Source organism: Alistipes sp. Marseille-P5061 (genome assembly GCF_900290115.1).
In the GTDB taxonomy this organism is placed as follows: domain Bacteria; phylum Bacteroidota; class Bacteroidia; order Bacteroidales; family Rikenellaceae; genus Alistipes; species Alistipes excrementigallinarum.
Genome location: NZ_LT985749.1, coordinates 737,228 through 761,649 on the forward strand (window position 1 = coordinate 737,228; position 24,422 = coordinate 761,649).

Consider the following 24,422-nt stretch of genomic DNA (forward strand, 5'->3'; position numbering starts at 1 on the left):
CTGAATTAAATTTTTTTAACTAAATTCGTGTTTATATATGCATATAAGTCATGGAGATAATCAACAATATAGACAAGACCCTGAAGGACGATTTTATCGAAGAGATTAAATCGGGAAGCAAAATTGCCATTGCAGCATCTTGTTTTTCAATTTATGCCTTTCAGGAGTTGAAAAAACAATTGAAAGATATCGAAGAATTACGCTTCATCTTTACGTCTCCGACTTTTATTACTGAAAAAGCCAACAAGCAAAAACGGGAGTTTTACATCCCCAGATTAAACCGAGAACGCAATCTATATGGTTCAGAATTCGAAATAAAGCTTCGTAACGAGTTATCTCAAAAAGCCATTGCCAAAGAGTGTGCGGAGTGGATCCGACGAAAGGCTTGCTTCAAATCCAATCGGACGAATGAGAACATGATGGGATTTGCCAATATAGACAACAAAAGTTATATGCCCATTGCCGGATTCACCACAGTCGAATTGGGGTGTGAACGAGGCAATAATGCATATACAATGGTCAACAAATTGGATTTCCCCATGTCTCAACAATTTTTGGCCCTGTTCGATCAACTTTGGAACGACACCTCCCGAATGCAGATTGTCACAGACGAAGTTCTGGACAACATAACCAATGCCTACAAGGAGAACGCTCCCGATTTTCTCTATTTTGTCACATTGTACAATATTTTCAACGAATTTCTGGAAGATATATCCGAAGATGTCCTGCCCAATGAGGCCACCGGTTTCAAGAACAGCATCATCTGGAACAAACTGTATAATTTCCAGAAAGATGCATGTCTGGCCATCATAAACAAGCTGGAAAAATATAACGGCTGTATCTTGGCCGACAGCGTTGGTCTGGGCAAAACATTCACAGCCCTTTCAGTCATAAAATATTATGAAACCCGGAACAAATCAGTTCTGGTCCTTTGCCCCAAGAAACTATACGACAACTGGGCAACCTACCGCAGCAACTATAAGAACAATCCCATAGCCAAGGATCGGCTGCGATATGACATACTTTTTCATTCCGATCTGTCCCGCGAAAGCGGAAAGTCCAATGGAATAGACCTGACACATATCAACTGGTCAAATTATGATCTTGTCGTCATAGACGAATCGCATAATTTCCGCAATGGAGGTAAAGTATCCACGGATGAGAATGATGAGAACCCAAGAGAAAACCGTTACCTGCAACTCCTCAACAAAGTAATCCGACAAGGCGTCCGGACCAAGGTCCTCATGCTGTCCGCAACTCCCGTAAACAATCGGTTCAACGATCTCAAGAATCAGATCGCTCTGGCTTATGAAGGAGATGCAGCCAATATCAACTCTCTGCTGAATACCCAGAACGGAATAGACGATATTTTCCGACAGGCTCAAGCTGCATACAACAGTTGGGTTCGTCTACCACAGGCCGAACGCACAACCAAAGCGCTGCTCGACAAGTTGAGTTTTGACTTCTTCGAGGTCCTCGACTCCGTTACGATTGCCCGCAGCCGCAAACACATCGAGCAATATTACGATACGGCCGATATCGGCCAATTCCCGAAGCGGCTTGCTCCGATATCTCGTCGGCCTCACCTGACCGATCTGGATCGGGCAATCAATTATAACGAGATATTCGGACTTCTTCAGCAACTGAATCTGGCCATCTATACGCCTTCGCTATTCATCTTGCCCAGTTCGCGTGCCAAATACACCAAAAGCGATTCGCAGGAGGGCTATGCGAACCTCACCATGGCCGGACGGGAGAGCGGTCTGCGTCAGTTGATGAGCAGCAATCTGTTGAAACGGCTTGAAAGTTCGGTCAATTCTTTCCGACTGACCCTCACCCGTATCCAGAGCTTCATCAACGCCACTATCCGGAAAATCGACAGCCACGATACGGAAACGACCGCCATCGACGATTTCGATTTCACCTCCGGACTGGATATCGACGATCAGGACAGCCTTTTCATTGGAGGCCGTAAGTCACAAATCGCGTTGAAGGACATGGACTACGTCAGCTGGAAGCGATACCTTTCCGAGGATCTCGAAACGCTCGACCTGCTGCTGTTCATGCTGGCCGACATAACCCCGGAACACGATTGCAAGTTGCAGCAGCTCATAGCCGACTTACGCCACAAATTCGAACACCCGATCAATGACGGGAACATGAAAGTTCTTGTCTTTACGGCGTTTTCCGATACGGCCGAGTATCTGTACAACAATCTGGCGGAACGCATTCACGAAAAGACAGGTCTCCACACGGCGCTTGTTACCGGCGATGTGGAGGCCCGAAGCACTCTGCGCCTGCGCCAGAAACTCGATTTCAACACCGTGCTGACCCTCTTCTCGCCGATATCGAAGGAGAAAGAGGTGCTTTTCCCGGATATCCACGAACAGATTGATGTGCTCATTGCCACGGACTGCATCTCCGAAGGACAGAATCTGCAGGATTGCGACTATCTGATCAATTACGACATCCACTGGAATCCCGTGCGGATCATTCAACGCTTCGGACGAATCGACCGCATCGGGTCACGCAACGCTGTTATCCAGCTGGTCAACTACTGGCCGGACATGACGCTCGACGAATATATCGACCTCAAGGGACGTGTCGAGGCCCGCATGAAGGTGTCGGTTCTGACCTCAACGGGAGACGACAACCCGATTTCACCCGAGGAGAAGGGCGACCTGGAATACCGACGCGAACAGCTCAAACGACTGCAATCGGAGGTGGTCGACATCGAGGAGATGTCGTCGGGCATCTCCATCATGGACCTGGGGCTGAATGAATTCCGGCTCGATCTGCTGGATTACATGAAGACGAATCCCGATATCGAACATACCCCTTTCGGATTACATGCCGTCGTCAACCATACGGACAACTGCCCACCGGGGGTCATCTATGTTCTGAAAAACCGCAACAACTCGGTCAATATCGACCGCCAGAACCGCCTCCATCCGTTCTATCTGGTCTATATTTCGGAAACGGGCTCCGTCGTCATCAACCACCTCGCCCCCAAAGAGCTGCTCGACCGGCTTCGCCGCTTGTGCAAGGGCCACAGCGAACCCGATGCGACGCTCTGCCGGGAATTCAACCGCCTCACCCGCGACGGCCGCGAGATGCGCCACTACTCGGAACTGCTCAACCGGGCCATCGCCTCCATCGTGGAGGTCAAGGCCGAGAGCGATCTGGACAGCTTCCTGAGCGGGGCCCCGGGGCGCCTGTTCGCCGACGAGATCAAGGGGCTCGATGATTTCGAACTGATCTGTTTCATCGTTATCCAATAACCCATGTACGGACTTCCTTCCTCCACCGAGATGCGCCGGTCGCTCCCCAAGAAGACGATCTACTCCCGTTTTGAATTGCGGGCGGCGCAGCGCGACCGGTTCGATGCCGACATCAGCCGCATCGACATCGTTGCCGAGGTCTCTCCGGCCACGGTTCCGGCCCTTGCGGAGGGCGAACGGGTGAAAAAATTTTATCTGCTTGACGTCCAGCTCAAACACCGTGAATGTCAGGCGAAGAATCTGGAACTGCTGGTCCGATTAATCCCACAAAATCTTATCTTTGCATTATCGTTCGACGGAGAGGTCCGGCTGGCGCTCTTTTGTTCGCGGATGATATTCTCGGCCTGGCAACCCGCCGGGAGTGTCCGCATACCGCTCCGGGGATTGAATCTCGATGCCGTATGGGATGAAATTGTCGCCTCGATCGGAGCCGTTACCCCCACCGAGGGGCGCAGCGTTGCCGAACAGATTGTGCAGGACGACCGCCGCGCGAAACTGCTTCACCAGATCGAGGTGCTGGAACGCAAGGCCCGTTCGGAGCGGCAGCCGCGGCGGAAATCGGAGTTATTCGAAGAGTTGAAGAAACTGAAAAAAGAATTGGAATAAATATGGACATAAAGGAATTTACAACCCAAACGTTAGTACAAATTGTAGAAGGGGCTAATGAGGCTGACTCGCAATTACAAAAAATAGGAGGATATATTCCCAAAAACGGACTCGCATCTAATGGCGATTATAGATATGTAAGAGGAACTGTCGAAGGTAACGTTATTGACGTTGATTTTGATGTTGCCATAACAGCCACAGAAAGCGACGGAAAAAGTGGCGGGGCAGGTATCAAGGTTGTTGCCTTCAATTTTGGAGGCAACGTTGAGTCGAAAGTCGAAAGCCAAACAATCAGTCGCATAAAATACACGATTCCACTTGTGTTATCAATAAAAAAGAAATAATCCCCATGGAACACCTGAAGATGCAGACGGCGGATATGGCCGATAGAAATATAGAACAAATCGGGGCGTTGTTCCCCGAGTGTCTGACCGAACGAATCAACAGCAACGGTCGCGTCGAACAGGCCATCGACTTCGACAAACTCCGCCAACTCCTGGCTCACGACGTGGTCGAAGGCCCCGAACAGCGTTACCAGTTCACCTGGCCCGACAAGCGCGCGGCCATCCGGCTGGCCAATACCCCGACCTCGAAAACCTTGCGCCCGTGCCGTGCCGAAAGCGTCGACTTCGATACCACCCAAAACCTCTACATCGAAGGCGACAACCTCGACGTGCTGAAACTCCTGCGCGAGAACTACCTCGGCAAGGTGAAGATGATCTACATCGATCCGCCCTACAACACCGGCAACGATTTCGTCTATAACGACGACTTTGCCCAGGGCAAAACGGAGTTTGAACAGCGCAGCGGGCTGTTCGATGAGGAGGGCCACCAAACCATCGACCCGATGCAGCGCAATACCGAAGCCAACGGTCGTTTCCATACCGATTGGCTCAATATGATCTATCCCCGCTTGAAAGTGGCCCGCGACCTGTTGTCGGACGACGGGGTGATCTTTATCTCGATCGACGACAACGAGGTAGTAAATCTTAAAAAAGTATGCGATGAAATTTATGGAGAACAGAACTTTATTGACATATTCAATTGGGCAAAAACAGAAACTCCGGAGAATCTTTCAATTAAATGTAGACAAATTATTGAATATGTACTTTGCTACCAAAAAAAGAAAGATGAAACTCGATTTAGAGGCGTACAAAAATATTCAACGAGTTCAAATGGATTATTAAATCAACCTAATCCAATTGGAATTCTTAAATTCCCGGCAAATGTGGTTCGGACAAAAATTCCAAATGGAATTATTCCTGCTGGCAAATACGGAACTGACAAATACGATATTGAACTGCTAAATGATGTTGAGGTTAAAGATGGGTTATTCACCAAAACTTTTTCTTTAAAAGCTAAATTTAAATGGCAACAATCGTATTTAGACAACGAATTGGCAAATGGGACAATTATCTCAATTCCAACAATGAAATTTAGCCCTGCATATGAAAAATTAGAATACGCCCCCGAAGTTCCCACCAATTTAATCAACAGCAAAGTAGGAGTAGACACAAATGAGAATGCAGGAGAATATCAATTAAATTTATTCGACAAAAAAGTATTTAATTTTCCGAAACCTGTAAGTCTGATTAAATACTTGTTAGGGTTCTTAGACAACGATACTGAAGATTTTATCGTTCTTGATTTCTTTTCCGGATCAGCTACAACTGCAGAAGCTGTAATGCAATTGAATTATGAGAAGCCAACCTCAAAGAGGAAATATATTATGGTTCAGATTGCTGAAGATCTTTATAGAAGTTTAGCTGCTGCATCTTCAAAAAGCCAAAAAGAGATTATTCAGAATGCCATAGACTTATTAACGACCCTAAAACGGCCGGTAAATTTGTGTGAACTCGGCAAGGAGCGCATTCGCCGGGCCGGAAAGAAGATCAAGGAGGAAAACAAGGACAAGGAGGCAATCGACCGTCTCGACACCGGATTCCGCGTGTTGAAACTCGACTCCTCGAACATGGCCGATGTCTATTACACCCCGGCCCAGACGCCCATCGAACAGACCCTGGGTTTCGAGGCCTTCGAGGACAACATCAAGCCGGACCGTACGGCGGAAGATTTGTTGTTCCAGGTGATGCCGGAGTGCAATCTGCCCTTGTCGAGCCGCATCGAGGAGCGCGAGATTCACGGCAAGAAGGTCTATGCGGTCGACGGCAACTACCTGGTAGCCTGCTTTGACCGCGACATCGACGAGCAGGTGATCACGGAGATTGCCCGCATGCAGCCCTATTATTTTGTGATGCGCGATGCCTCGGCCGCCACGGACAACGTGCTGGACAACTTCGACCAGATTTTCAACGCATACAGCAAGGAGACCATCCGTCGGATTTTGTAGAGATGAAATAACTTAATTGCTAACCTTCAATTTATCACACGATGAAGAATCTCATATTTTCTTTCTTTGTTATTATCTCTCTGGTATCTTGTGGAGGAAATACAAATAGCAGAGTCCGAACTTGGGAGAATCACAAAAGTGCCAGCAGACAGTGTCCCGACTGCAATGGAACAGGATCTGTAAATACTCGTTGCAGCCAATGTGACGGCGATGGATATACCAATGTGGCGTGTAGCTATTGTGGTGGAAGTGGCAAACAATGGGTAAGTCGACAAACCCGGGAAAGTATCACATGCAGTACCTGCGGCGGCCGCGGACAAGTTAATTGTCCCATATGCGATGGTAATGGATATGTAGAATGTAATAGTTGCGGTGGAGCCGGCCATCGTACTTGCGCGCTATGCAAAGGCTCCGGGAGGACAAACATTCGGGGAGAATGGATTGTTTGTCCTAGATGCCATGGTTCATGCACTGAGGAGTGTTATATATGCAAAGGTTACGGTTATAGAGAATGCTCCCGATTTGCAACCTGTCGGGCATGTCATGGATTAGGAACTATAGGTGTTAAACCCGTCAGAACAGAAGGATATGAGACGTGTGAACATTGTAATGGAAATCCCTACACGAGAGTACGTTGCAGCGCATGCAATGGAAACTCATATATTCAAACACGTTGTTCCAGATGTAATGGGCTGGGCATAATCGAAGAATAATTATATACACCGTGAAATTCAGATTCAAGATACAGCAATACCAGACCGATGCGGTGGAGAGTACGGTCGATGTGTTTGCCGGACAGCCTTCGCAGGGGAATGCCACATACCGTCGCGACCTCGGCAAGCGGGAGAAGGAATACCAAACCCGGATGGATGAACGTGAGCTGGAGACCGGCTACCGGAACCAGGAGGTTTGGCTCAACGCCTCGGAGCTGCTGGAGAACATCCACAAGATACAGGACCGCAACAACATCAAACGTTCCGAGGCTTTGTCCAGGGGATTGGGCGCCTGCAGTCTCGACATCGAGATGGAGACCGGTACGGGAAAAACCTACGTCTATATCAAGACGATGTTCGAGATGAACAAGCGGTACGGCTGGTCGAAATTCATCGTCGTGGTGCCCAGTATCGCCATCCGCGAAGGGGTGGCCAAGAGTTTCGGGATGCTCGAAGACCACTTTATGGAGTATTACGGCAAGAAGGCCCGCTGGTTTATCTACAACAGTGCCAACCTGCAACAACTCGATTCATTCTCGTCGGATGCCGGGCTGAACGTGATGATTATCAATACGCAGGCTTTTGCCGCCTCGATGAAGGAAGGGGGACGCAGCAAGGAGAGCCGCATCATTTACTCGCAGCGCGACGAATTCGGAAGCCGCCGGCCGATTGATGTGATTGCCGCCAACCATCCAATTATCATCATGGATGAGCCCCAGAAGATGGAGGGCGAGGTCACGCAAACGGCGCTGGCCAAATTCCAGCCGCTGTTTATGCTGAACTACTCGGCCACGCACAAGACTCGGCACAATACGGTCTACGCGCTCGATGCACTCGATGCCTACAACATGAAACTGGTAAAAAAGATTCAGGTGAAGGGCTTCGAGATCAAGAATCTGCGCGGATTGTCGAGTTATCTCTACCTCGACAGCATCGTATTGTCGAAAAACAGGCCTCCCATGGCCCGTATCGATCTGGAGATAAACACCCCGTCGGGCATAAAGCGCAAAGCTCACACGTTCGGGGTCGGCGACAAGCTGATCAGCGAAAGCGGGCTGGCTCAATACGATGGATTCGACATCTCGGAGATTGATCCCTATGCCAACTCCGTGACCTTCCTCAACGGCATTACGCTCCACAAGGGAGAGGTATTCGGCGACACCACCGAACTGGCCATGCAGCGGGTGCAAATTCGGGAGACGATCATGTCGCACTTCGAAAAGGAGAGCGAACTTTTTGCCAGGGGAATCAAGACGCTGTCGTTGTTCTTTGTCGACGAGGTGGCCAAATACAAAAGCTACGACGCGGAGGGACACGAGGTCAAAGAGATATTCGCAAAGATATTCGAGGAGGAGTACACGAACATGCTCAACGAGCGGTTGTCGCTCTTCGATTCGGATTATCAGCAATATCTGCGGCGGTTCAACGTGGGCGACATTCATCGGGGCTACTTCTCGATCGACAAAAAGGGGCGCTCCGTGGACAGTGAAGTGAAACGCGGCAAGGATATCTCCGACGACATATCGGCCTACGATCTGATTCTGAAGAACAAGGAGCGTCTGTTGAGTTTCGATGAGCCCACGCGGTTTATCTTCTCGCACTCGGCCCTGCGGGAAGGTTGGGACAACCCGAATGTTTTCCAGATCTGCACGTTGCGTCACTCCAATTCCGCCGTGGCCAAGCGTCAGGAGGTAGGCCGGGGACTGCGTCTGTGTGTGGACAGGAACGGCGTTCGAATGGACTTTGAAACCCTGGGCGAGAACGTACACGATCTGAACCGACTGACGGTCATTGCCAATGAGAGTTACAGCAGTTTTGTCGACGCCCTGCAGCGTGAGACCAAGGAGGTATTGCGGGAGCGTCCGACAAAAGCCGATGTTGCATACTTTACGGGGATGTTTGTTTTGTGTGATGGTGAAAAGCATGCAATCACCAAAGAGGAGGCAACTGCCATTCGGAGCTATTTGTGGGAAAACGACTATATTGACGACAAGGATCAGATTACCGAACAATACAAATCCGATCTGGAAAACAATACGCTTGCCCCCATGTCCCGGAAACTCGCGCCGATGGCTGAAGGTATTCAGATGTTGATCCGCGCCCTGTACGATGAGGCAACCCAAGATGCCGTCAGCAAGATGTTCGAGAACGGGAATAAGCCCAATGTTCAGAACAACAGGCTCAATGAGAACTTCAACAAGAAAGAGTTCCAGGCCTTGTGGAACGAGATCAACCACAAATATGCTTATACGGTTCACTACAACAGCAATGAACTTATTGACCATGCAATAGAAAGCATAAACGCCAAATTACATGTCAATCAATTGCGGTATGTCGTAGTCTCCGGCGAGCAACAAACGGTGGATGCATTCGACGAAACATCTTCAGCCTCGAAAACCTTGAATACCTTATCCACATCGTCAGTCGCGTACGATCTCGTCGGCGAGATTGCCCGGGGAGCCACGCTGACACGCCGTTCGGTAGTCAAGATTCTCAATGGTCTGACTCCATCCAAGTTGGCCATGTTCCGCAATAATCCCGAAGAGTTTATCCGCAATACGATCAAACTGATTCGGGAGGAAAAAGCGACGATGATTATCGAGCACATATCCTACAATCTGATTGAAGGCAAATACGACAGCAGCATATTCACCCGAGAGAAGCCCATACAAAGTCTGGATAAGGCATATCCTGCGAAAAAGCACATTTTGGATTATGTCTTTTCTGATTCTGTAAAAGAGCGGGACTTTGCAAAAGATATGGATGCGGCGGCAGAGGTATGTGTTTACGCCAAACTGCCCCGATCCTTCCAGATACCAACTCCCGTTGGAAACTACGCTCCGGATTGGGCTATTGCATTCTATATTGGCTCTGTAAAACATGTATTCTTTATTGCAGAAACCAAAGGATCGTTAAAATCGATGGATATCAGAGGTATAGAAAAAGCAAAAATAGCATGCGCAGAGAAATTATTCAATGAGGTTTCTACGAGCAATATAAAATATGGCGTAATAACTTCCTATGAAGATATGCGAAATAAATTTCTAAGGTGAGCAATATAATTTATAAAACATGAAAACCATCTTTATTACTGGTGGCTTCGCCGGAATTGGTATTGCTTCTATATGCGTGGCAATGCCAGTCTACCCGAAGAAGTAGCCGAGGAGGTCTACTACCCAACCTCGGACGCTTCGAGCTTCTGCACTGGTTCCCACTACTTGGTAGACGGCGGTCTCGTAGCCGGTTAATAGTTCTAATTATCCGAAACATTCCATTAGACCCGCATGAATTGTTTCATGCGGGTCTAACTAGGGACTGTGGTAGTGTTTCAAAAAGTGTGTCTGAGAAGGAGCCTTCAGATTCTTCAGATATGCAAATATAACAATTCTTGTTTTTAGATCCACACGCCGCGGCGTGTGGATCTAATTTTTGTGTTATAGTCTTCACTCGGGGAATAATTCCCGATCCAAGTCGATCCGCGGCACCGGTCTCAGGTAGGATTTCTTATCCATGGCCGTTTTACCCATCAGCAGCAGTACCGACTCCTCGCTGGGCATGGCTCCCCGCATGCGTGTAACCCGTCGAAAATCCTTCTGCAGACGCTCAATCCAGTTCGTCGTGTAGATCATTGACTGAATCCTTGCCTCGTAGTTCAGATAGGTGAAGTAGGCTTTGTAGGCCGGATCCTCCGCCCGTCGTCGAAAACTGCGGTAATCCTGCCCCCATTTCTCACAGAGCGCCTGCCATTGTTCCCAAGCTCTCTCCACCGTATAGCTGCGATCCCCTGTACGGAAGACCTGCCGCAGATCCCCGGCCAGATCTCCCTTGTCGCCGTTGCGCACGCAACTCAGCAGATTGCGTTTCAGGTGCGTTGTANGGTCCAAAAATGAAAAAAGGGGCTCCGAAACGGAGCCGAAAATATAAAAAGATGAGTTCGATCGGAAAAATTACCGGGACAGTCTGCCGATTGACTCATAATGACGGAATTAAACGACTGTCCCTAACTATATCCTCCTCTACCGACCTGTCGAAACAACCTCCCATATCACCCCGGAATTGGATAAATATTCAATCCTGGATTTAGAGATTTACAGAAATCTGGAATTCTGTAAATCTCTAATAAACTACCGGCATAGTTACCTCGATCGTTGCTCTTTCAGCCACAGTAAATGCCGTTGGGGATCGAATCCGAATGCCTCGCCACTTGCTTCCCCAGCCCGAATGGCTGCCGACAAGACTGCCAACCGGTAATCTTGTTCCATGTCATGCTGTTTTGGCCGATCCAAAGTCGCAGACTCTGACCGATATTTTGAGATGCAAACCTTTTTCATAAACTTAACCTATGGCCGAATCCAATCGAACGGCTATCTACCACCTTCGACCTATAGGTTCAAATATACAAAAAACCGCCTGCTTCCGCAAAATTTTCCGCATTTGGAGAATTCCGGGGTTTTTACTACTTTTGCACTGTCTGACAAGAAGATACAGACGCGATGCAACGCAGCGCAGAAAACCGGTGGGCAAGGCGGTAACCAAGCCTTGAAAGTTCGCTTAATATTCTGATATACAGACAGGTTTCTATTGTATCGGAATACCTTTATCCGCACTCCGGGGAGCCTTCGTCGAGGCTCCTTTTTTGCGCTCGTACCGGCGGAATCACCCCAAACAAACGGCAGCTGCGCGACAACACAGCATGCGCACATGGAGCGCAGGAGGACCGCTCACCGTCAATGGGCCGAGCCGGAGGGTGCGGAGTCGGTGTAGGCTTTCAGAAGTTCGTCGGAGGGTATTTCGCGCATCAAATCCGCACATATTTCACGGCATCGCTCCCAGACATCGTTGCCATAGCGCACCCTCGACAATTCATCATCGGGGAAGAGGCGTTCTGCCTGCCGCCTGACAGAGTCCCGCAAAAAGGTGAAGACGAACGGGAAATAGACACTGTCGACCAACTCCCGGTAGGAAATGATATCCATATTGTGCCGGCAGGTCCGCACGGAATCACACTTCTCCTTGGACAGGGCGACGAACGAAAGCAACAGACGCTCGTATTTCTGTTCATCGGTTTCTTCCGCATCCGAAACCACATGCGGAAGCGCCTCTCCTCGTTCCGAACGAACCCCCTGCACACCCTCTTCCCGGACAAGGTTCCAAACCGTGAGCCCGAGGAGCCCGACAAGAAAGAGAATCACCACCGCCCAAGAAACGGGCCGGCGACGGCGGGCAGCCGTCTCCGGAGCTTCGCGAAATTCGGGACCTGCCTCTCCCGAACAGCCGGAACAGAAATCGCTCCATCCGGTACTTCCCACATAGCGAGCCAGGACTGACAGGGTGGACGGGCGCGGAATCGTCCCCGGTTTGATATAGCCGAACAGGCGTTTAAGCGTCGAGGCACTGATCAGTTCTCCCGTTTTAAGCCGAATATCCGCAGACAACCGTTCGTAATCGGTCGGAGCATCCAGTGTCTGCCCGAATGCGGTTATCACCGCACGCTTCAGCTGTTCGATATGTTCCGCCCTGTTTTCCACCGGCACAAAGATACATTTTTCGGAAATGAATCGCAATGCACCGTAATGGATTTGGACCTGCAGCCGACCGGCCTTACATTTGCAACATCAAAAGCAGTCCCAACATTTATGTTTTGTGCGACAAAAATCTTATATTTGTGCCATGCATGCGGTTTGCCACATGCGACATGATATAAGACACGTGAATCTTAGGATTCCCAGGACAACAAAACCGCCAATTTTGAGGTGACGATTCCGTTACCTGTTCAACCCGGGAAGAATAAGCACGGTCTGCACTTGCATGGTGCGGACTGCTTGTTTTTCTATTGAGGGTTGAGAGCGCTTGGCGGTGCTTGTTGTCCGAATGGAAGGCTGCAGGTTCCGCACTTTTTGTTGATGCATGCACCAAGGCAAGAATACCAGTCAGAATATTCAATCCTTAAAACCAAAAGACATGGAAACATAGCTTTCGACAGTCCCGAGATGGCTGAATCAGGACATGCAGACACACGCACAGCGCATCTTCTTGAACTATGAAAACCCGACTATCACAAAACACACCAAAACGTGCAGTCATGAAAAAACTTCTGCTTCTAAACATGCTCCTTCTGACCTTATTACTCACCGGATGCGGTCCCAAGCCGTACGAAAACCGCATATGGGAAGGAGCCTTGTACCGTACAGCTGACGGCGAAAAGCTCTCCGACGTCTCTCTGGCTTTGTCGAACGACACGTTGAGAATCTACTCCAACGCCATCTTCGGAGTCGGGAACGAGACCTTGGTCCGACAGCGAAAACAAAACGACATGTACACTTTCGCCAATACCGGGGGAGAGAAATTCACGATGAGATTCGAATACACGAAGAGCGGTTCAGACAGGGAGACGCTCTGCGTCTACGGTCCCGACTACACCATCGACCTGCAGCCCGCCGCCGGGAGCGATTTTACGGACGAAATGCTGGCATTTTATCGGAAGCGCGAAGTCCCGGCCGATGCGGCGCTCTATTTTTCAGGGCCCTGGACGGGTGAGATTCGACGTATCCGCGACATGCAAAAGCTCTCCAAGGCGTGCGCCGTCTTCAACGGCGACTCGCTGACAATCTATTCCAATGCCATTTTCGGCAAACAGAACTCGGCATTGGTCTACGACGGCTACCGCAACGGCGCATTCTATTACATTGGGAAAGAGCTTGGATTCATTTTACGGCCCCAACGCTCCAACGGGCAGCTGACCCTTACCTGCGCCGGGTTTGAGTTGATTCTTGCTCCATGCGACAGCCTCGGCACGGAAGAGCTCTCGTTCTACAAGGGGTACGACGTGTCGCCCCATGCCGACGACTATATCTTCGGGACATACGAAGGCAGCAGCATCGGCCGCATCAAGAACGCCGGGATGCTTTTTGCCATGTTCGGCATGGCTCCGGACGCCATGGATGTGAGAATCCGCATGACCCTGACGTTTCTCGAGGGGAACCGCGTACAGATGACCAACGAAAGCTCCATGGTGAATCGCGACATGCAGATGCTGACGATGCTCTCGGGAACGACGGGAGAGAAAGAGACCAGCATCCTGAAATACCGGGTCGAGGGCAATCAAATAACAATCGGGAAGGGAGACCGGCTGCTCATACGTCCCGACGGCAATCTGTACTACGTCGGCGCCGATGAAAAAGGCCTGACGCTCGACCCCTTCATCCTGAGCCGGACAAAATAGGCAATTACGTTTAATCAATTCAAGAGCAATAAGATGAACAGAAAACAGATAATCAAGGTATTTTATGTGCTATGGCTCCTGCTGGCATCGGCAGCACCTGCACAGACATTCGGGCAACAGAAGAATTGGTCCGCCAAACAGGTTGAGGCGGCAAACAAGGCCGTTACCGTATACATGAAACACGACACACGAGAGAGCAAACATCTCGCAGCGGCGGCCATCTCCGAGATTTTAGGCATCTCTTTGCCCGAAGCATACAAATACATTGACAATCGGGTCGCTACCACTTTGATGACATTCGCGAGACGAGAGGAGCAAGCAAAAGAGCGATTAACAAAAGCCTACCTGGAAATCCGCGATACATGCGCCGGTTACATTCACAAACTATATGGAGGCAGTCTATTGACACAAGAAGAGATAGAGGCGTTCCCAAGATTCCATAAGATGAACAATATCGCATCCAAATATTTAGGTTATTCCGGAACATCCGTTCGCAGCATGAGTAAAGCGGACATTCCAGTAATGCGCAACCATACAATCAAATACGGAGATGGGTCCGGTCGTTTTCGGAATCTATGGAGCCCGACTGTCACATTAGTCGGTTCGACCATCGTAAGGAATTATCAGACTAACAGAACGGATACTGTCTTGCAATTTACCGTACCAGACAACATGAGCTGTTGTATTCTGTGGTATAAATCGACAGGGGTGATTCAAGCCTACTGGGCCAAAGACAAGATGTTGAGCTGTTCTGTCATCAAGGGAGATTTCAGCGGCTTTTTACCGGAAACGGTTGCTCAATACTCGAAAGACTCCTTGGAATTGCGCAACAACTTGAAGAATCATGTAATTGCGAGGGTGGAAGATTTCTTCAAACATGAAAAATCGGAGAATCCCTGGCCATTAAGATTCTATGACTTAAGCAAAGTCGTCAAGAAAAAAGCAAAGCCGCTGCCGTCCTATCTGAAGCCCGGTAATCTATACTTTGTGGGAAAAGACAGGGGATATGACATTTGGACATTCAGCAGTGGGAAATATCAAATGTCCCACAAAGGAGAATCCTCCATGGAAGCATCATTTTTCAGTGAAGACCCAATCAGCAAGATTCGAGAGATGCTCTCGAAAATCAATTCAGAAGAAGACATCCATCGCATTTACCAACAATGTTCCATGAATGAAACAGCCCGATTCATATTCCCCTTTATCAATAATAAATTTTTCTTTGACATGAAAGATTTCTTTATAGACAATATTCCTAGCATATTGGCCCAGAGCAAGTTGTATGAAAGTTTTTTGTGTTATAAAAACCGGGATGTGCAGACCACTCCCAACAAGCCAGACTATCACGGTATGCCGTCATCCCAACGACGTGAGTTGTATCTGTTCCTTGTTGTAGACAAGCAAAACAAGCAAATATACCTTGTGGATGGCGTCAAGCAACAAAAAGTCGAGATTACCCCTTCTCTGCGTTTTTTGCTGCAATAACATCACACGCTCAGGGACCCTGCTCTTCACTCTGTTTCGATTTTATGCCGCACCCCTCTGATTCGGGAAGTATTGTGTGAAGTATATTTCGAGGCTGTTCCGGATTTTCAAAAATCCGGAACAGCCTCATTCCAACAAAGAGGGCACCAACAAATTGGCAGTCATACCCGACCGGGAACTATTTGGGGACGGAAAGGATTTCAACGGCCCGGCCCCGCGAAAAAATAGCCCGGCGGGGTGCGATTCCCCGAAAAATCGATAAATTTGCCGCATGACTGCACTCTATCACGACATCATCTTCGGCCCCGTCCACTCGCGGCGGCTCGGCCTCTCGCTGGGAGTCAACCTGCTCCCCGTCGAATCGAAACTCTGCAGTTTCGACTGCATCTACTGCGAATGCGGCTGGAATGCCGAGCACCCCGGAGCCCGGCGCTTCAACCCCCGGGAGGCGGTGCATGAGCACCTCGCAGCGACGCTCCGCCGCATGGTGGCCGACGGCACGCCGCCCGACGTCATCACCTTCGCCGGAAACGGCGAGCCGACGCTCCACCCCCACTTCGAACAGATTATCGACGATACGCTCCGTCTGCGCGACGAGCTGTGCCCCACGGCACGGGTCTCGGTCCTCTCGAACGCCACGCAGCTCCACCGTGAGGAAGTGCGCCGCGCCCTGCGCCGCGTGGACAACAACATTCTGAAGCTCGACTCGGCCTTCGACGCCACCGTACGGTTAATCAACAACCCGCAGAGCCCCGACTACCGTGTGGCACGCATCGTGGAGCAGATGAAGCTCTTCGAGGGGCAGCTCATCGTCCAGACGATGTTCCTGCGCGGCGAGTGCAACGGACGGCGGGTCGACAACACCACCGAGGAGGAGGTCTCGGCCTGGCTGCGCCTCATCGGCGAGATTCGGCCGCGGCAGGTGATGGTCTACTCGCTCGACCGCGACACCCCCTGCCCGACGCTCGAAAAGGTTCCACGCGAGGAGCTCCGTGCCATTGCCGCACGGGTCGAGGCGCTCGGCATCGCCTGCTCGGTAGCCTGACGCACCCGAAAAAGACGACACACCATGCAGATACTCCTCTCCTGCGCCAAAACGATGTCCTCCGAGGGCTCCTTTGCGGTGCCCCGCACAACCGCCCCGCGCTTTCTCCGCGAGGCCGAAGAGCTGGCTGTCCGCATGGCCGCCCTGACGACCGACGAGCTGGCCCGCCTGCTGCGCGTGAACGGCACCCTGGCGGCCGAGAACCGGCAGCGCTACCTCCGCTTCCACGACCCCGACGGCGAGGCCGTAGCCGCGCTGGCCGCCTACACGGGCATTGTCTTCCGCCACATCGCCCCCGAGCGCTTCACGGCCGACGACCTGCACTATGCCCAGCAGCACCTCCACATCACCTCGTTCCTCTACGGACTGCTGCGGCCGCTCGACGCCATCCGCCCCTACCGGCTCGAGGGCGACGTGCGGCTGCCGGGGCTCGACGAGCCGCTCTTCGACTTCTGGCGCACGCGGCTGACCGACCCCCTCATCGAGCAGGTGCGGGCCGACGACGGCGTGCTGGTCAATCTGGCCAGCGCCGAGATGAAGCGTCTCTTCGACTGGAAGCGCCTCAGCCGCGAGGTGCGGGTGGTGACCCCAGAATTCCGCATCCGCGAGGGGGAGCGGCTGCGTACCGTGGTGGTCTATACGAAGATGTGCCGCGGCGAGATGACCCGTCGGCTGCTCTGCGGCCGGCTGCGCGAGCCCGACGAGCTGAAGACCTTCGACTGGGAGGGATTCCGCTTCGACCCGGCGGCAAGCCGCGGCGACAGCTGGTGCTTCACGCTCGGATAGCGGTCCGGCAGCGAGCCGACAAAGGCGCGGCGGCATTGCGGTGGCTGGGACCTCCCGCCCAGACGGCATCCCGGCGGCGCGAAAACGGCCCGGAAACAACGCGGCAGCAACCTGGCAGCACGGCGGCGCCTCCCGCCCAGACGGCATCCCGGCGGCGCGAAAACAGTCCGGGAATAGCGCGGCAGCAACCCGGCGCACGCACACCTTCCTCAGCCGCAGATACGAACAAGGGCGGCATCGACTCTTCCCCGATGGGAAGGAGCGATGCCGCCCTGTTTTGTCGTATGGCCCGCGCCGCCGCTACCGTCCGAGCAGCGCGCGCAGAATCGCCTCCTCGTCGTAGCCGCAGAGGGCGTAGAGCTGGGCCGGCGTGCCGTGCTCGACCCATGCGTCGCCCACGCCGAGCGCATGCACCTCGACCTGGTAGCCGCGCCGGTTGAAGAAGGCCGCAACGGCCTCGCCCACACCGCCGCGCAGCGAGCCGTCCTCGACGGTCACCACCCGCTTGAAGGTGCGTCCCACCTCGTCGAGCAGCTCCTCGTCGAGCGGCTTGACGAAGCGCAGGTCGTAGTGCGCCGCCTCGACCCCCTCGCGGGCGGCCCGTTCGGCGGCGCGGGCCGCAAAGTTGCCCACCGGACCGACCGTGAGCAGCGCCACGTCGCGCCCCTCGCGCAGCCGCCGGCCGCGCCCCACGGGAAGCGTCTCGAAGGGGCAGCCACGCCACGGGGCGCCGACTCCGTTGCCGCGCGGATAGCGGAGCATGAAGGGTCCGCCCCACTGCAGCGCCGTGTACATCATGTTGCGCAGCTCCGTCTCGTTCATCGGCGCGGCGATGACCAGCCCGGGAACGGTGGCGAAGGCGACCATGTCGAACAGACCGTGGTGCGTCACGCCGTCCTCGCCCACGATGCCGCCCCGGTCGAGGCACAGCACCACGGGCAGATGCTGTATGGCCACGTCGTGAATCACATTGTCGTAGGCGCGCTGCATGAAGGTCGAGTAGATGTTGCAGAAGGGGACCATCCCCGCGGCGGCCAGACCGGCCGAGAAGGTGACGGCGTGGCCCTCGGCGATGCCCACGTCGAAGCAGCGCTCGGGCATCTCGCGCATGAGGATGTTCATCGAGCAGCCCGAGGGCATGGCCGGCGTGATGCCCACCACGCGCCGGTCGAGCCGCGCCAGGTCGAGGAGCGTCTCGCCGAAGACATCCTGGTAGCGCGCCGTGCCCGACGGTGAGACGATGCGCTCGCCCGTATCGGGGTTGAAGCGCCCCGGGGCGTGCCATACGGGCTGGTCGTGCTCGGCCGGCAGGTAGCCCTTGCCCTTGACCGTCATGACGTGGAGCAGCTTCGGGCCGCCGATGTCGTGCAGGCCGCGCAGCGTGCGCACCAGATCCTTGAGGTTGTGGCCGTCGACCGGGCCGAAGTAGCGGAAGTTGAGGCTCTCGAAGAGGTTGCTCTTGTTGAGCAGCCCCTGCTTGATGGCGTTGCCCGTCTTCTGGCAGAGGCGCAGCAGCCGCGGCGTATGCGACAGCACGCCCCAGAGCCGCTGCTTGAGGCGGTTGTAATGGACCGAGGTCGAAATCTTGAGCAGGTAGTTCTTCAGCGCGCCGGTGGCCTGGTCGATGGCCATGTTGTTGTCGTTGAGAATCACCAGCAGGTCGGTGCCCTTGCTCGCCCCGGCGTTGTTGAGCCCCTCGAAGGCCAGACCGCCCGTCATGGCGCCGTCGCCGATGACGGCCACCACCTTGCGCCGCTCGCCCCGCAGTTCGGCGGCCTTGGCCATGCCGAAGGCGGCCGAAATCGAGACCGAGGCGTGGCCCCCGCCGAAGGCGTCGTACTCGCTCTCGGCCATGCGCGGGAAGCCGCTGATGCCCCCCAGCTGCCGCTTGTGGCGGAAGGCCTCGCGGCGGCCGGTGATGATTTTGTGGGGATAGGTCTGGTGTCCCACGTCCCAGACAATCTTGTCGTCGGGCGTGTCGTAGACGTAGTGGAGCGCCGCGGCAAGCTCCACGGCACCGAGGCTCGAGGCCAGGTGGCCGGGGTTGACCGAGCACTGTTCGATGATATAGTGGCGCAGCTCGTCGCAATAGCGGCGCAGCTCCTCCTCGGAGAGGCGCTTCAGGTCGCGCGGCGAGTCGACTTTGTCAAGCAGTTTGTAGTAATCGGAAGGCATGTCTGTACAAAAGCAGTACAAAGATAGTGATTTTTGCGAAACGCGTGCATGCCGGCCCCATTTTCGCCCGGCGGAGGCGCACCGCCGAATTTCATTCCTCCCTTTTCGTGGACGTTTTTGTCGCGGGAAGCGGATTTTTTCGTATCTTTGGAAAAGAGCGCATGCGGTGTGCCGCAGCAGCCTCCGACGGTGTGGCGCAACACGCCGCACGTCTGCAACAGCAGCCGCTTCAGAACAGAACCCCAAACCATCCGCCCATGACCCGAAACGCCTCCGGCAGCGGAACCGAGCATCCCGCTTCCGCCGACAAACAGCCCCCGCGCAGGGACGCGGAGCAGCCCGAACGGCTCATCGTCCGCATCACCCGCTACCAGCCCTTCATCGACATCGTCTCCGACCGCCGCAAGATTGTCAACGCGGCGCTGCTCATCACGCTCGTCACCTGCCTGATTTTCATGGCACTGCTGGCCATCGTCCTCACCGTCAAGCGCATCTACCCCTACAACGACATCCAGACCAACGCGCTGGGAGCCATGACCATCAAGGACGAGGACAAGGAGGTGACCTACTGGCTCTTCAACACCGCCGAGCTCTGGGCCAACTCGGGCATCGCCGTCAAGCGGGGCGACGTGCTGACCATCCGCGCCTCGGGCCTCTCGCACTCGGCCATCCACCACCTGCAGGAGGACACCGAGAACAACAGCCGTCTGCGCGACCCGTGGAGCGACACCGAAGGGTTCCACGCCTCGGCGCAGCGCGACCCGCTGCGGGCCAGGTGGCGCATCATTCCCCAGCAGAAGCAGGATGCGCTGCTCATGCAGGTCATCCCGGGCGGCATCGCCAACAGCGGCACGGTCGACGTGCGCCATCTGACCGCCTTCTCGCTCACGGAGGACGGTGCGCACGAGACCAACGACCTCTACCTGATTGGCAAGGAGCGTACGGAGCTCCACATCAACCAGGACGGCATCCTCCATTTCGCCGTCAACGACATCGTGCTGACCCCCGACATCATCTACGAAATGGTGCTCGACAACCTCCACTGCATCGGAGGCGCCGAGCCGGCCGTCGACCGCTTCATCCGGGAGTTCCGCGCGCAGCATCCCGCCGGGCAGGGGTGGAACTTCGACAAGTCGCGCGAGCGGAACTTCCGCCTCTTCGAGGCGCTCGGCAAGGAGCCTGCTCTCTGTGCGCTCTACCGGGCGCGCAACGGCGCGTGCTACAACTTCGGCCCCTATCCCGCCCTCGACGGGCAGGAGCCCTGCAACACGCTTTCGCGCAACGAGATGAGCTACTACAACGAACAACGGTACTACAACGCGTGGTACGACGACAACGTGGGGTCGTTCCTCATCGTCGTCGAACGCAAAAAATAGCGGGCCATGAAACATCTGCGCGAAGTATTGCAGGCGGTTTCCCCGCGGAAACGGCTGCGCGACCTCTCCATCGAGGAGGAGGACCTGCTCAACGCCGTCATCGAGCGGAGCCGCCGGGAGCAGCTCCGTCTCTGCACGCTGCTGGCACTGGCCGTCGGCTACCTCATCTTCCTCGTCTCGCTGGCCATCTTCCTCATCCACGACGTGGTGCTCTACCGCAACGACATCGCGGTGAGCCGCACGGGGGCCCTCATGCCCCGCAAGGCCTGCCAGTGCGAACAGGCGCTCTATCTGTTCAACACCTCGCAGCTCTGGGCCGACACCGGCATCACCCTCAACGAGGGCGACCGCGTCAAGATTTCGGTCTCGGGCGCCTTCCACAGCTCGCTGCCCCAGCTCGTGCGGGCCGCACGCGAAAACCGACGCCCGCCCTACGCCTGGCTGGACGCCTCCGCCGCGGACGAGCAGCGCTTCGTCGACACCGACTCGCTGCGGGAGGAGCCGGGCGGAGGCGCCGGAACGGGCCGGCAGCCCTCCGTCGTGGCCGGAAGCGAGGAGTGCATCGTCCCCGAAGCCCGCTTCGGCGCAATTCTCTACCAGATTGTCCCCGACGCGGAGCCCTGCAGCTCGGACCACACCGCCGCCGGTTTTGCGGAGCGCGTCCAGGTGCTGAGCCCCGACCAGGGACGCGAATTCCGCCCCGTGACCCGAAGCGGGACCCTCTATCTGGCCGTCAACGACATCTACCTCAACGACTCAATCATCGAACGGCACGAACGGGCCAACCGCCTGGCCGCACAGCGCTTCTTCGAGCGGCACGCAATGGCGCACGACAGCGACACGACCCTCCTCGAAAAGCCCCTGGCCGGCGACCCGAAGCTCATCGACGCCTTCCTCGCCGAGAGCGGAATCGAGCTCTACCACCGCCCCCATCGGGACACGCTCCTCTTCGCAGGGTGGCGCTTCCGCGACTACTTCCGCCACAACCGCGAGGTCTGGTTCAGCGACAACCTCGGACAGGTCGCCCTCTCGGTCGACATCCGCCGCCGCATCCGCTTCTACAGCCACGCGCTCTGGTACCGCAGCCTCGAGACGCAGCTGGCGGCCGCCATCGACGAACGGCACGACGTCCCCGTCATACGGACCCTCGGACGGTGGCTGCTGCTCATGGCCGAATTCTTCATCGCCATTCCGCTGCTCTTCTTCGCGCTCTCAGCCCTCGCCGCAATGCTCATCTACGCCATATCGGCTCTGCTGCTGTGGCTCATCAGAGGCTTCATGGCTCTGCCGCTCAGCATCTTGCACCGGGTCGAGCGGCGCAGGCTCCGCCGCAGGAGCCGTCCGGGCCCCTCAAATGAATGAAATGGCGCTCGATTTTTTCCGAAAAAATTTCCTATCTTCGCAAAACGATAACTGTCATCTTGCATGAAATACAGACGAATTCTTCTGAAACTGAGCGGTGAATCGCTCCAGGGTTCCCAGAAATACGGGCTCGACCCGGCACAGCTCCAGTCCTACGCCGAGCAAATCAAGGCGGCTGCGGCCGAAGGCTTCCAAATCGGCATCGTCATCGGCGGCGGCAACATCTTCCGCGGGCTGAGCGGCGCCAAGCGCGGCTTCGACCGCGTCAAGGGCGACCAGATGGGGATGCTGGCCACCATCATCAACTCGCTGGCACTCCAGTCGGCGCTCGAGGACAACGGCGTCAAGGCGCGCGTGCTCACCTCGATTCGCATGGAGCCCATCGGCGAATACTACTCCAAGGCGAAGGCCATCGAGTATCTCGAGGCGGGCGAGGTGGTCATCATCGGCGGCGGCACGTCGAACCCCTACTTTACGACCGACTCGGCGGCGGCGCTGCGCGGCATCGAAATCGAGGCCGACGTGCTGCTCAAGGGGACGCGCGTGGACGGCATCTACACGGCCGACCCCGAGAAGGACCCCACGGCCACGAAGTTCGACCGCATCTCGTTCGAGGAGGTGCTCGACCGCCGGCTGAAGGTGATGGACCTGACGGCCTTCACGCTCTGCCGCGAGAACGGGCTGGGCATCGTCGTCTTCGACATGGACACGCCGGGCAATCTGGGCAAGGTGCTTGCCGGAGAGCCCATCGGCACCGTCGTCGGACGATAACGCCGCGCTGCCGCCATGCGGAAGCGGAGCGATACCGACCCCGCCCCCAGGGGCCCGGAGCCGAAACCCGAGGTAAGGGACGCGAAGACGCAACCCGGGGCAAGGGAGCCGGAGATACGACCCGATGCGATGACGCCGGAACCAGCTGCAAGGGACGCGGAGGCACAACCCGGGGCAAGGTACGCGGAGGCACAACCCGGGGCCGGCATCCGGGAGCAGGCCGAAGAGGGCAGAGGGGGCAGAGGCCGCCGGGAGGTATGCTATCTGCGCCGCCACGCATGGGCCGTCGGCCGGCTGCTGTGCGGCGCGGGGGCGCTGGCGGTACTCGGAACGCTGCGCGGCGAGGTGCCGCTGCTCTTTGCGCTGCTGGCCCTTTGGGGCGCTGGCGAGCTCCTCTACGGAGCACTCCGCCGCCGGGAATAAGGGCGGCGAATAAAGAGGTGCAGGAAATAATAAGGGGCGCCGGGAATAAGGGATGCCGAAACCGGCACGTGACACCGGGGAGGGAAGGAACAGCCGACCCGCCGGAAGGGAGCGGAGGATGGACCAACCGCAGGGAAGGCACTCGACCCGCCGGAAACCGAGCCCAAAATGAACCAGACAACCAGACAAGAAACGAATATGGCAACAAGAACCAAAAAGAGAAGCAACAACACGCTGTGGCTCCTGCTCGTACTGCTCGTCGTCGTGGGCGCCCTGGTCTATCTGCTGCCCGATGGCGGCGAAAAGAGTACGGCCGCCGAGGGGGTGACCACCGAAACGGCCGCCGCGACGGAGGAGGAGATGCCCGTCGAGGCGACGCGCGTCCAGGTGGGCGACATGGCTCCCGACTTCACCGTCGAGATGTTCGACGGCAGCCGCACCACCCTCTCGTCGCTGCGCGGCAAGGTCGTGCTGCTCAACTTCTGGGCCACGTGGTGCCCGCCCTGCCGCAAGGAGCTGAAGCGGGTACAGCACGACGTCATCGACCGCTTCGCCGGCCGCGACTTCGTCTTCCTGCCCGTATCGCGGGGCGAGGAGCGCTCGGCCGTCGAGGCCTTCCGCCGCAAGACGGGCTACACCTTCGCCATGGGGCTCGACCCCGACCAGCAGGTCTACGACCTCTACGCCGAGAACTACATCCCGCGCAACTTCCTCATCGACCGCGACGGCCGGATTGTCGCCCTGAGCGTGGGCTACGAGGAGCAGGAGTTCGATGCCCTGCTGGCCAAGATTGAACAGACGCTTGGCAACTGACGGCGCAACGCACT

15 protein-coding genes and 1 pseudogene are annotated in these 24,422 nt (G+C 55.1%); 13 read left to right on the forward strand and 3 right to left on the reverse strand.

The window, feature by feature from the left end; translation table 11 throughout:
* Positions 1 to 50 precede the first annotated feature (50 nt).
* The 5 genes from C8267_RS06855 to C8267_RS06875 all read left to right on the forward strand — a co-directional run bounded on the left by C8267_RS06855 (position 51) and on the right by C8267_RS06875 (position 10,003).
* Positions 51 to 3,281 (forward strand): helicase-related protein, encoded by a 3,231-nt coding sequence (locus tag C8267_RS06855; protein WP_106634139.1) that lies wholly within the window; start codon positions 51 to 53, stop codon positions 3,279 to 3,281.
* A 3-nt stretch (positions 3,282 to 3,284) separates the two neighbouring features.
* Positions 3,285 to 3,887 carry a DUF4391 domain-containing protein gene (locus C8267_RS06860; RefSeq protein WP_106634140.1) on the forward strand — a complete coding sequence of 201 codons (603 nt, stop codon included), beginning with the start codon at positions 3,285 to 3,287 and terminating at the stop codon, positions 3,885 to 3,887.
* A gap of 2 nt (positions 3,888 to 3,889) precedes the next feature.
* The gene (locus C8267_RS06865) at positions 3,890 to 4,231 is read left to right on the forward strand and encodes a hypothetical protein (protein WP_106634141.1); all 342 of its coding nucleotides are present in this window, start codon (positions 3,890 to 3,892) and stop codon (positions 4,229 to 4,231) included.
* A 5-nt stretch (positions 4,232 to 4,236) separates the two neighbouring features.
* Positions 4,237 to 6,237 (forward strand): site-specific DNA-methyltransferase, encoded by a 2,001-nt coding sequence (locus C8267_RS06870; RefSeq protein ID WP_106634142.1) that lies wholly within the window; start codon positions 4,237 to 4,239, stop codon positions 6,235 to 6,237.
* A gap of 724 nt (positions 6,238 to 6,961) precedes the next feature.
* Positions 6,962 to 10,003, forward strand: a complete 3,042-nt coding sequence (locus C8267_RS06875) for a type III restriction-modification system endonuclease (protein WP_106634143.1) — start codon at positions 6,962 to 6,964, stop codon at positions 10,001 to 10,003.
* Positions 10,004 to 10,393: 390 nt separating this feature from the next.
* On the opposite strand, the pseudogene C8267_RS06880 reads toward C8267_RS06875, so the two are convergent.
* Positions 10,394 to 10,825: pseudogene (locus tag C8267_RS06880) on the reverse strand (transposase); the annotation flags it as partial.
* Between the two features lie 852 nt (positions 10,826 to 11,677).
* The gene (locus C8267_RS06885; protein ID WP_158699750.1) at positions 11,678 to 12,514 is read right to left on the reverse strand and encodes a hypothetical protein; all 837 of its coding nucleotides are present in this window, start codon (positions 12,512 to 12,514) and stop codon (positions 11,678 to 11,680) included.
* Between the two features lie 518 nt (positions 12,515 to 13,032).
* On the opposite strand from C8267_RS06885, the gene C8267_RS06890 reads away from it, so the two are divergent.
* The 4 genes from C8267_RS06890 to C8267_RS06905 all read left to right on the forward strand — a co-directional run bounded on the left by C8267_RS06890 (position 13,033) and on the right by C8267_RS06905 (position 17,488).
* Complete coding sequence (locus tag C8267_RS06890; protein WP_106634145.1) at positions 13,033 to 14,172, forward strand: hypothetical protein; 1,140 nt, start codon at positions 13,033 to 13,035, stop codon at positions 14,170 to 14,172.
* Between the two features lie 33 nt (positions 14,173 to 14,205).
* Positions 14,206 to 15,657 (forward strand): hypothetical protein, encoded by a 1,452-nt coding sequence (locus tag C8267_RS06895; RefSeq protein ID WP_106634146.1) that lies wholly within the window; start codon positions 14,206 to 14,208, stop codon positions 15,655 to 15,657.
* A 271-nt stretch (positions 15,658 to 15,928) separates the two neighbouring features.
* Positions 15,929 to 16,702: a radical SAM protein gene (locus C8267_RS06900; RefSeq protein WP_087362029.1), complete on the forward strand. Its 774-nt coding sequence runs from the start codon at positions 15,929 to 15,931 to the stop codon at positions 16,700 to 16,702.
* A 24-nt stretch (positions 16,703 to 16,726) separates the two neighbouring features.
* Complete coding sequence (locus C8267_RS06905; protein WP_106634147.1) at positions 16,727 to 17,488, forward strand: YaaA family protein; 762 nt, start codon at positions 16,727 to 16,729, stop codon at positions 17,486 to 17,488.
* 300 nt (positions 17,489 to 17,788) lie between these two features.
* Here the strand turns inward: C8267_RS06905 and dxs are convergent, their stop codons facing one another.
* Positions 17,789 to 19,663, reverse strand: coding sequence for a 1-deoxy-D-xylulose-5-phosphate synthase (dxs, locus tag C8267_RS06910; RefSeq protein WP_106634148.1), 1,875 nt, complete (start codon positions 19,661 to 19,663; stop codon positions 17,789 to 17,791).
* 257 nt (positions 19,664 to 19,920) lie between these two features.
* On the opposite strand from dxs, the gene C8267_RS06915 reads away from it, so the two are divergent.
* The 4 genes from C8267_RS06915 (at position 19,921) to C8267_RS06935 (ending at position 24,408) form a co-directional block, all read left to right on the forward strand.
* Positions 19,921 to 21,039 (forward strand): hypothetical protein, encoded by a 1,119-nt coding sequence (locus C8267_RS06915; protein WP_087362032.1) that lies wholly within the window; start codon positions 19,921 to 19,923, stop codon positions 21,037 to 21,039.
* Positions 21,040 to 21,045: 6 nt separating this feature from the next.
* Positions 21,046 to 22,401 (forward strand): hypothetical protein, encoded by a 1,356-nt coding sequence (locus tag C8267_RS06920; protein ID WP_106634149.1) that lies wholly within the window; start codon positions 21,046 to 21,048, stop codon positions 22,399 to 22,401.
* 63 nt (positions 22,402 to 22,464) lie between these two features.
* Entirely contained in the window at positions 22,465 to 23,172 is a 708-nt protein-coding gene (pyrH, locus tag C8267_RS06925) for a UMP kinase (RefSeq protein WP_087362034.1), read from the forward strand.
* Between the two features lie 621 nt (positions 23,173 to 23,793).
* On the forward strand, positions 23,794 to 24,408 hold the full coding sequence (locus C8267_RS06935; RefSeq protein WP_106634151.1) for a peroxiredoxin family protein: 615 nt from the start codon (positions 23,794 to 23,796) through the stop codon (positions 24,406 to 24,408).
* Positions 24,409 to 24,422 lie beyond the last annotated feature (14 nt).

Coding starts and splice junctions, on each gene's coding strand:
- C8267_RS06855 (WP_106634139.1), top strand. CDS start 51: ATGGAGATAATCAACAATATAGACAAGACCCTGAAGGACGATTTTATC.
- C8267_RS06860 (WP_106634140.1), top strand. CDS start 3,285: ATGTACGGACTTCCTTCCTCCACCGAGATGCGCCGGTCGCTCCCCAAG.
- C8267_RS06865 (WP_106634141.1), top strand. CDS start 3,890: ATGGACATAAAGGAATTTACAACCCAAACGTTAGTACAAATTGTAGAA.
- C8267_RS06870 (WP_106634142.1), top strand. CDS start 4,237: ATGGAACACCTGAAGATGCAGACGGCGGATATGGCCGATAGAAATATA.
- C8267_RS06890 (WP_106634145.1), top strand. CDS start 13,033: ATGAAAAAACTTCTGCTTCTAAACATGCTCCTTCTGACCTTATTACTC.
- C8267_RS06895 (WP_106634146.1), top strand. CDS start 14,206: ATGAACAGAAAACAGATAATCAAGGTATTTTATGTGCTATGGCTCCTG.
- C8267_RS06900 (WP_087362029.1), top strand. CDS start 15,929: ATGACTGCACTCTATCACGACATCATCTTCGGCCCCGTCCACTCGCGG.
- C8267_RS06905 (WP_106634147.1), top strand. CDS start 16,727: ATGCAGATACTCCTCTCCTGCGCCAAAACGATGTCCTCCGAGGGCTCC.
- dxs (WP_106634148.1), bottom strand. CDS start 19,663: ATGCCTTCCGATTACTACAAACTGCTTGACAAAGTCGACTCGCCGCGC.
- C8267_RS06915 (WP_087362032.1), top strand. CDS start 19,921: ATGACCCGAAACGCCTCCGGCAGCGGAACCGAGCATCCCGCTTCCGCC.
- C8267_RS06920 (WP_106634149.1), top strand. CDS start 21,046: ATGAAACATCTGCGCGAAGTATTGCAGGCGGTTTCCCCGCGGAAACGG.
- pyrH (WP_087362034.1), top strand. CDS start 22,465: ATGAAATACAGACGAATTCTTCTGAAACTGAGCGGTGAATCGCTCCAG.
- C8267_RS06935 (WP_106634151.1), top strand. CDS start 23,794: ATGGCAACAAGAACCAAAAAGAGAAGCAACAACACGCTGTGGCTCCTG.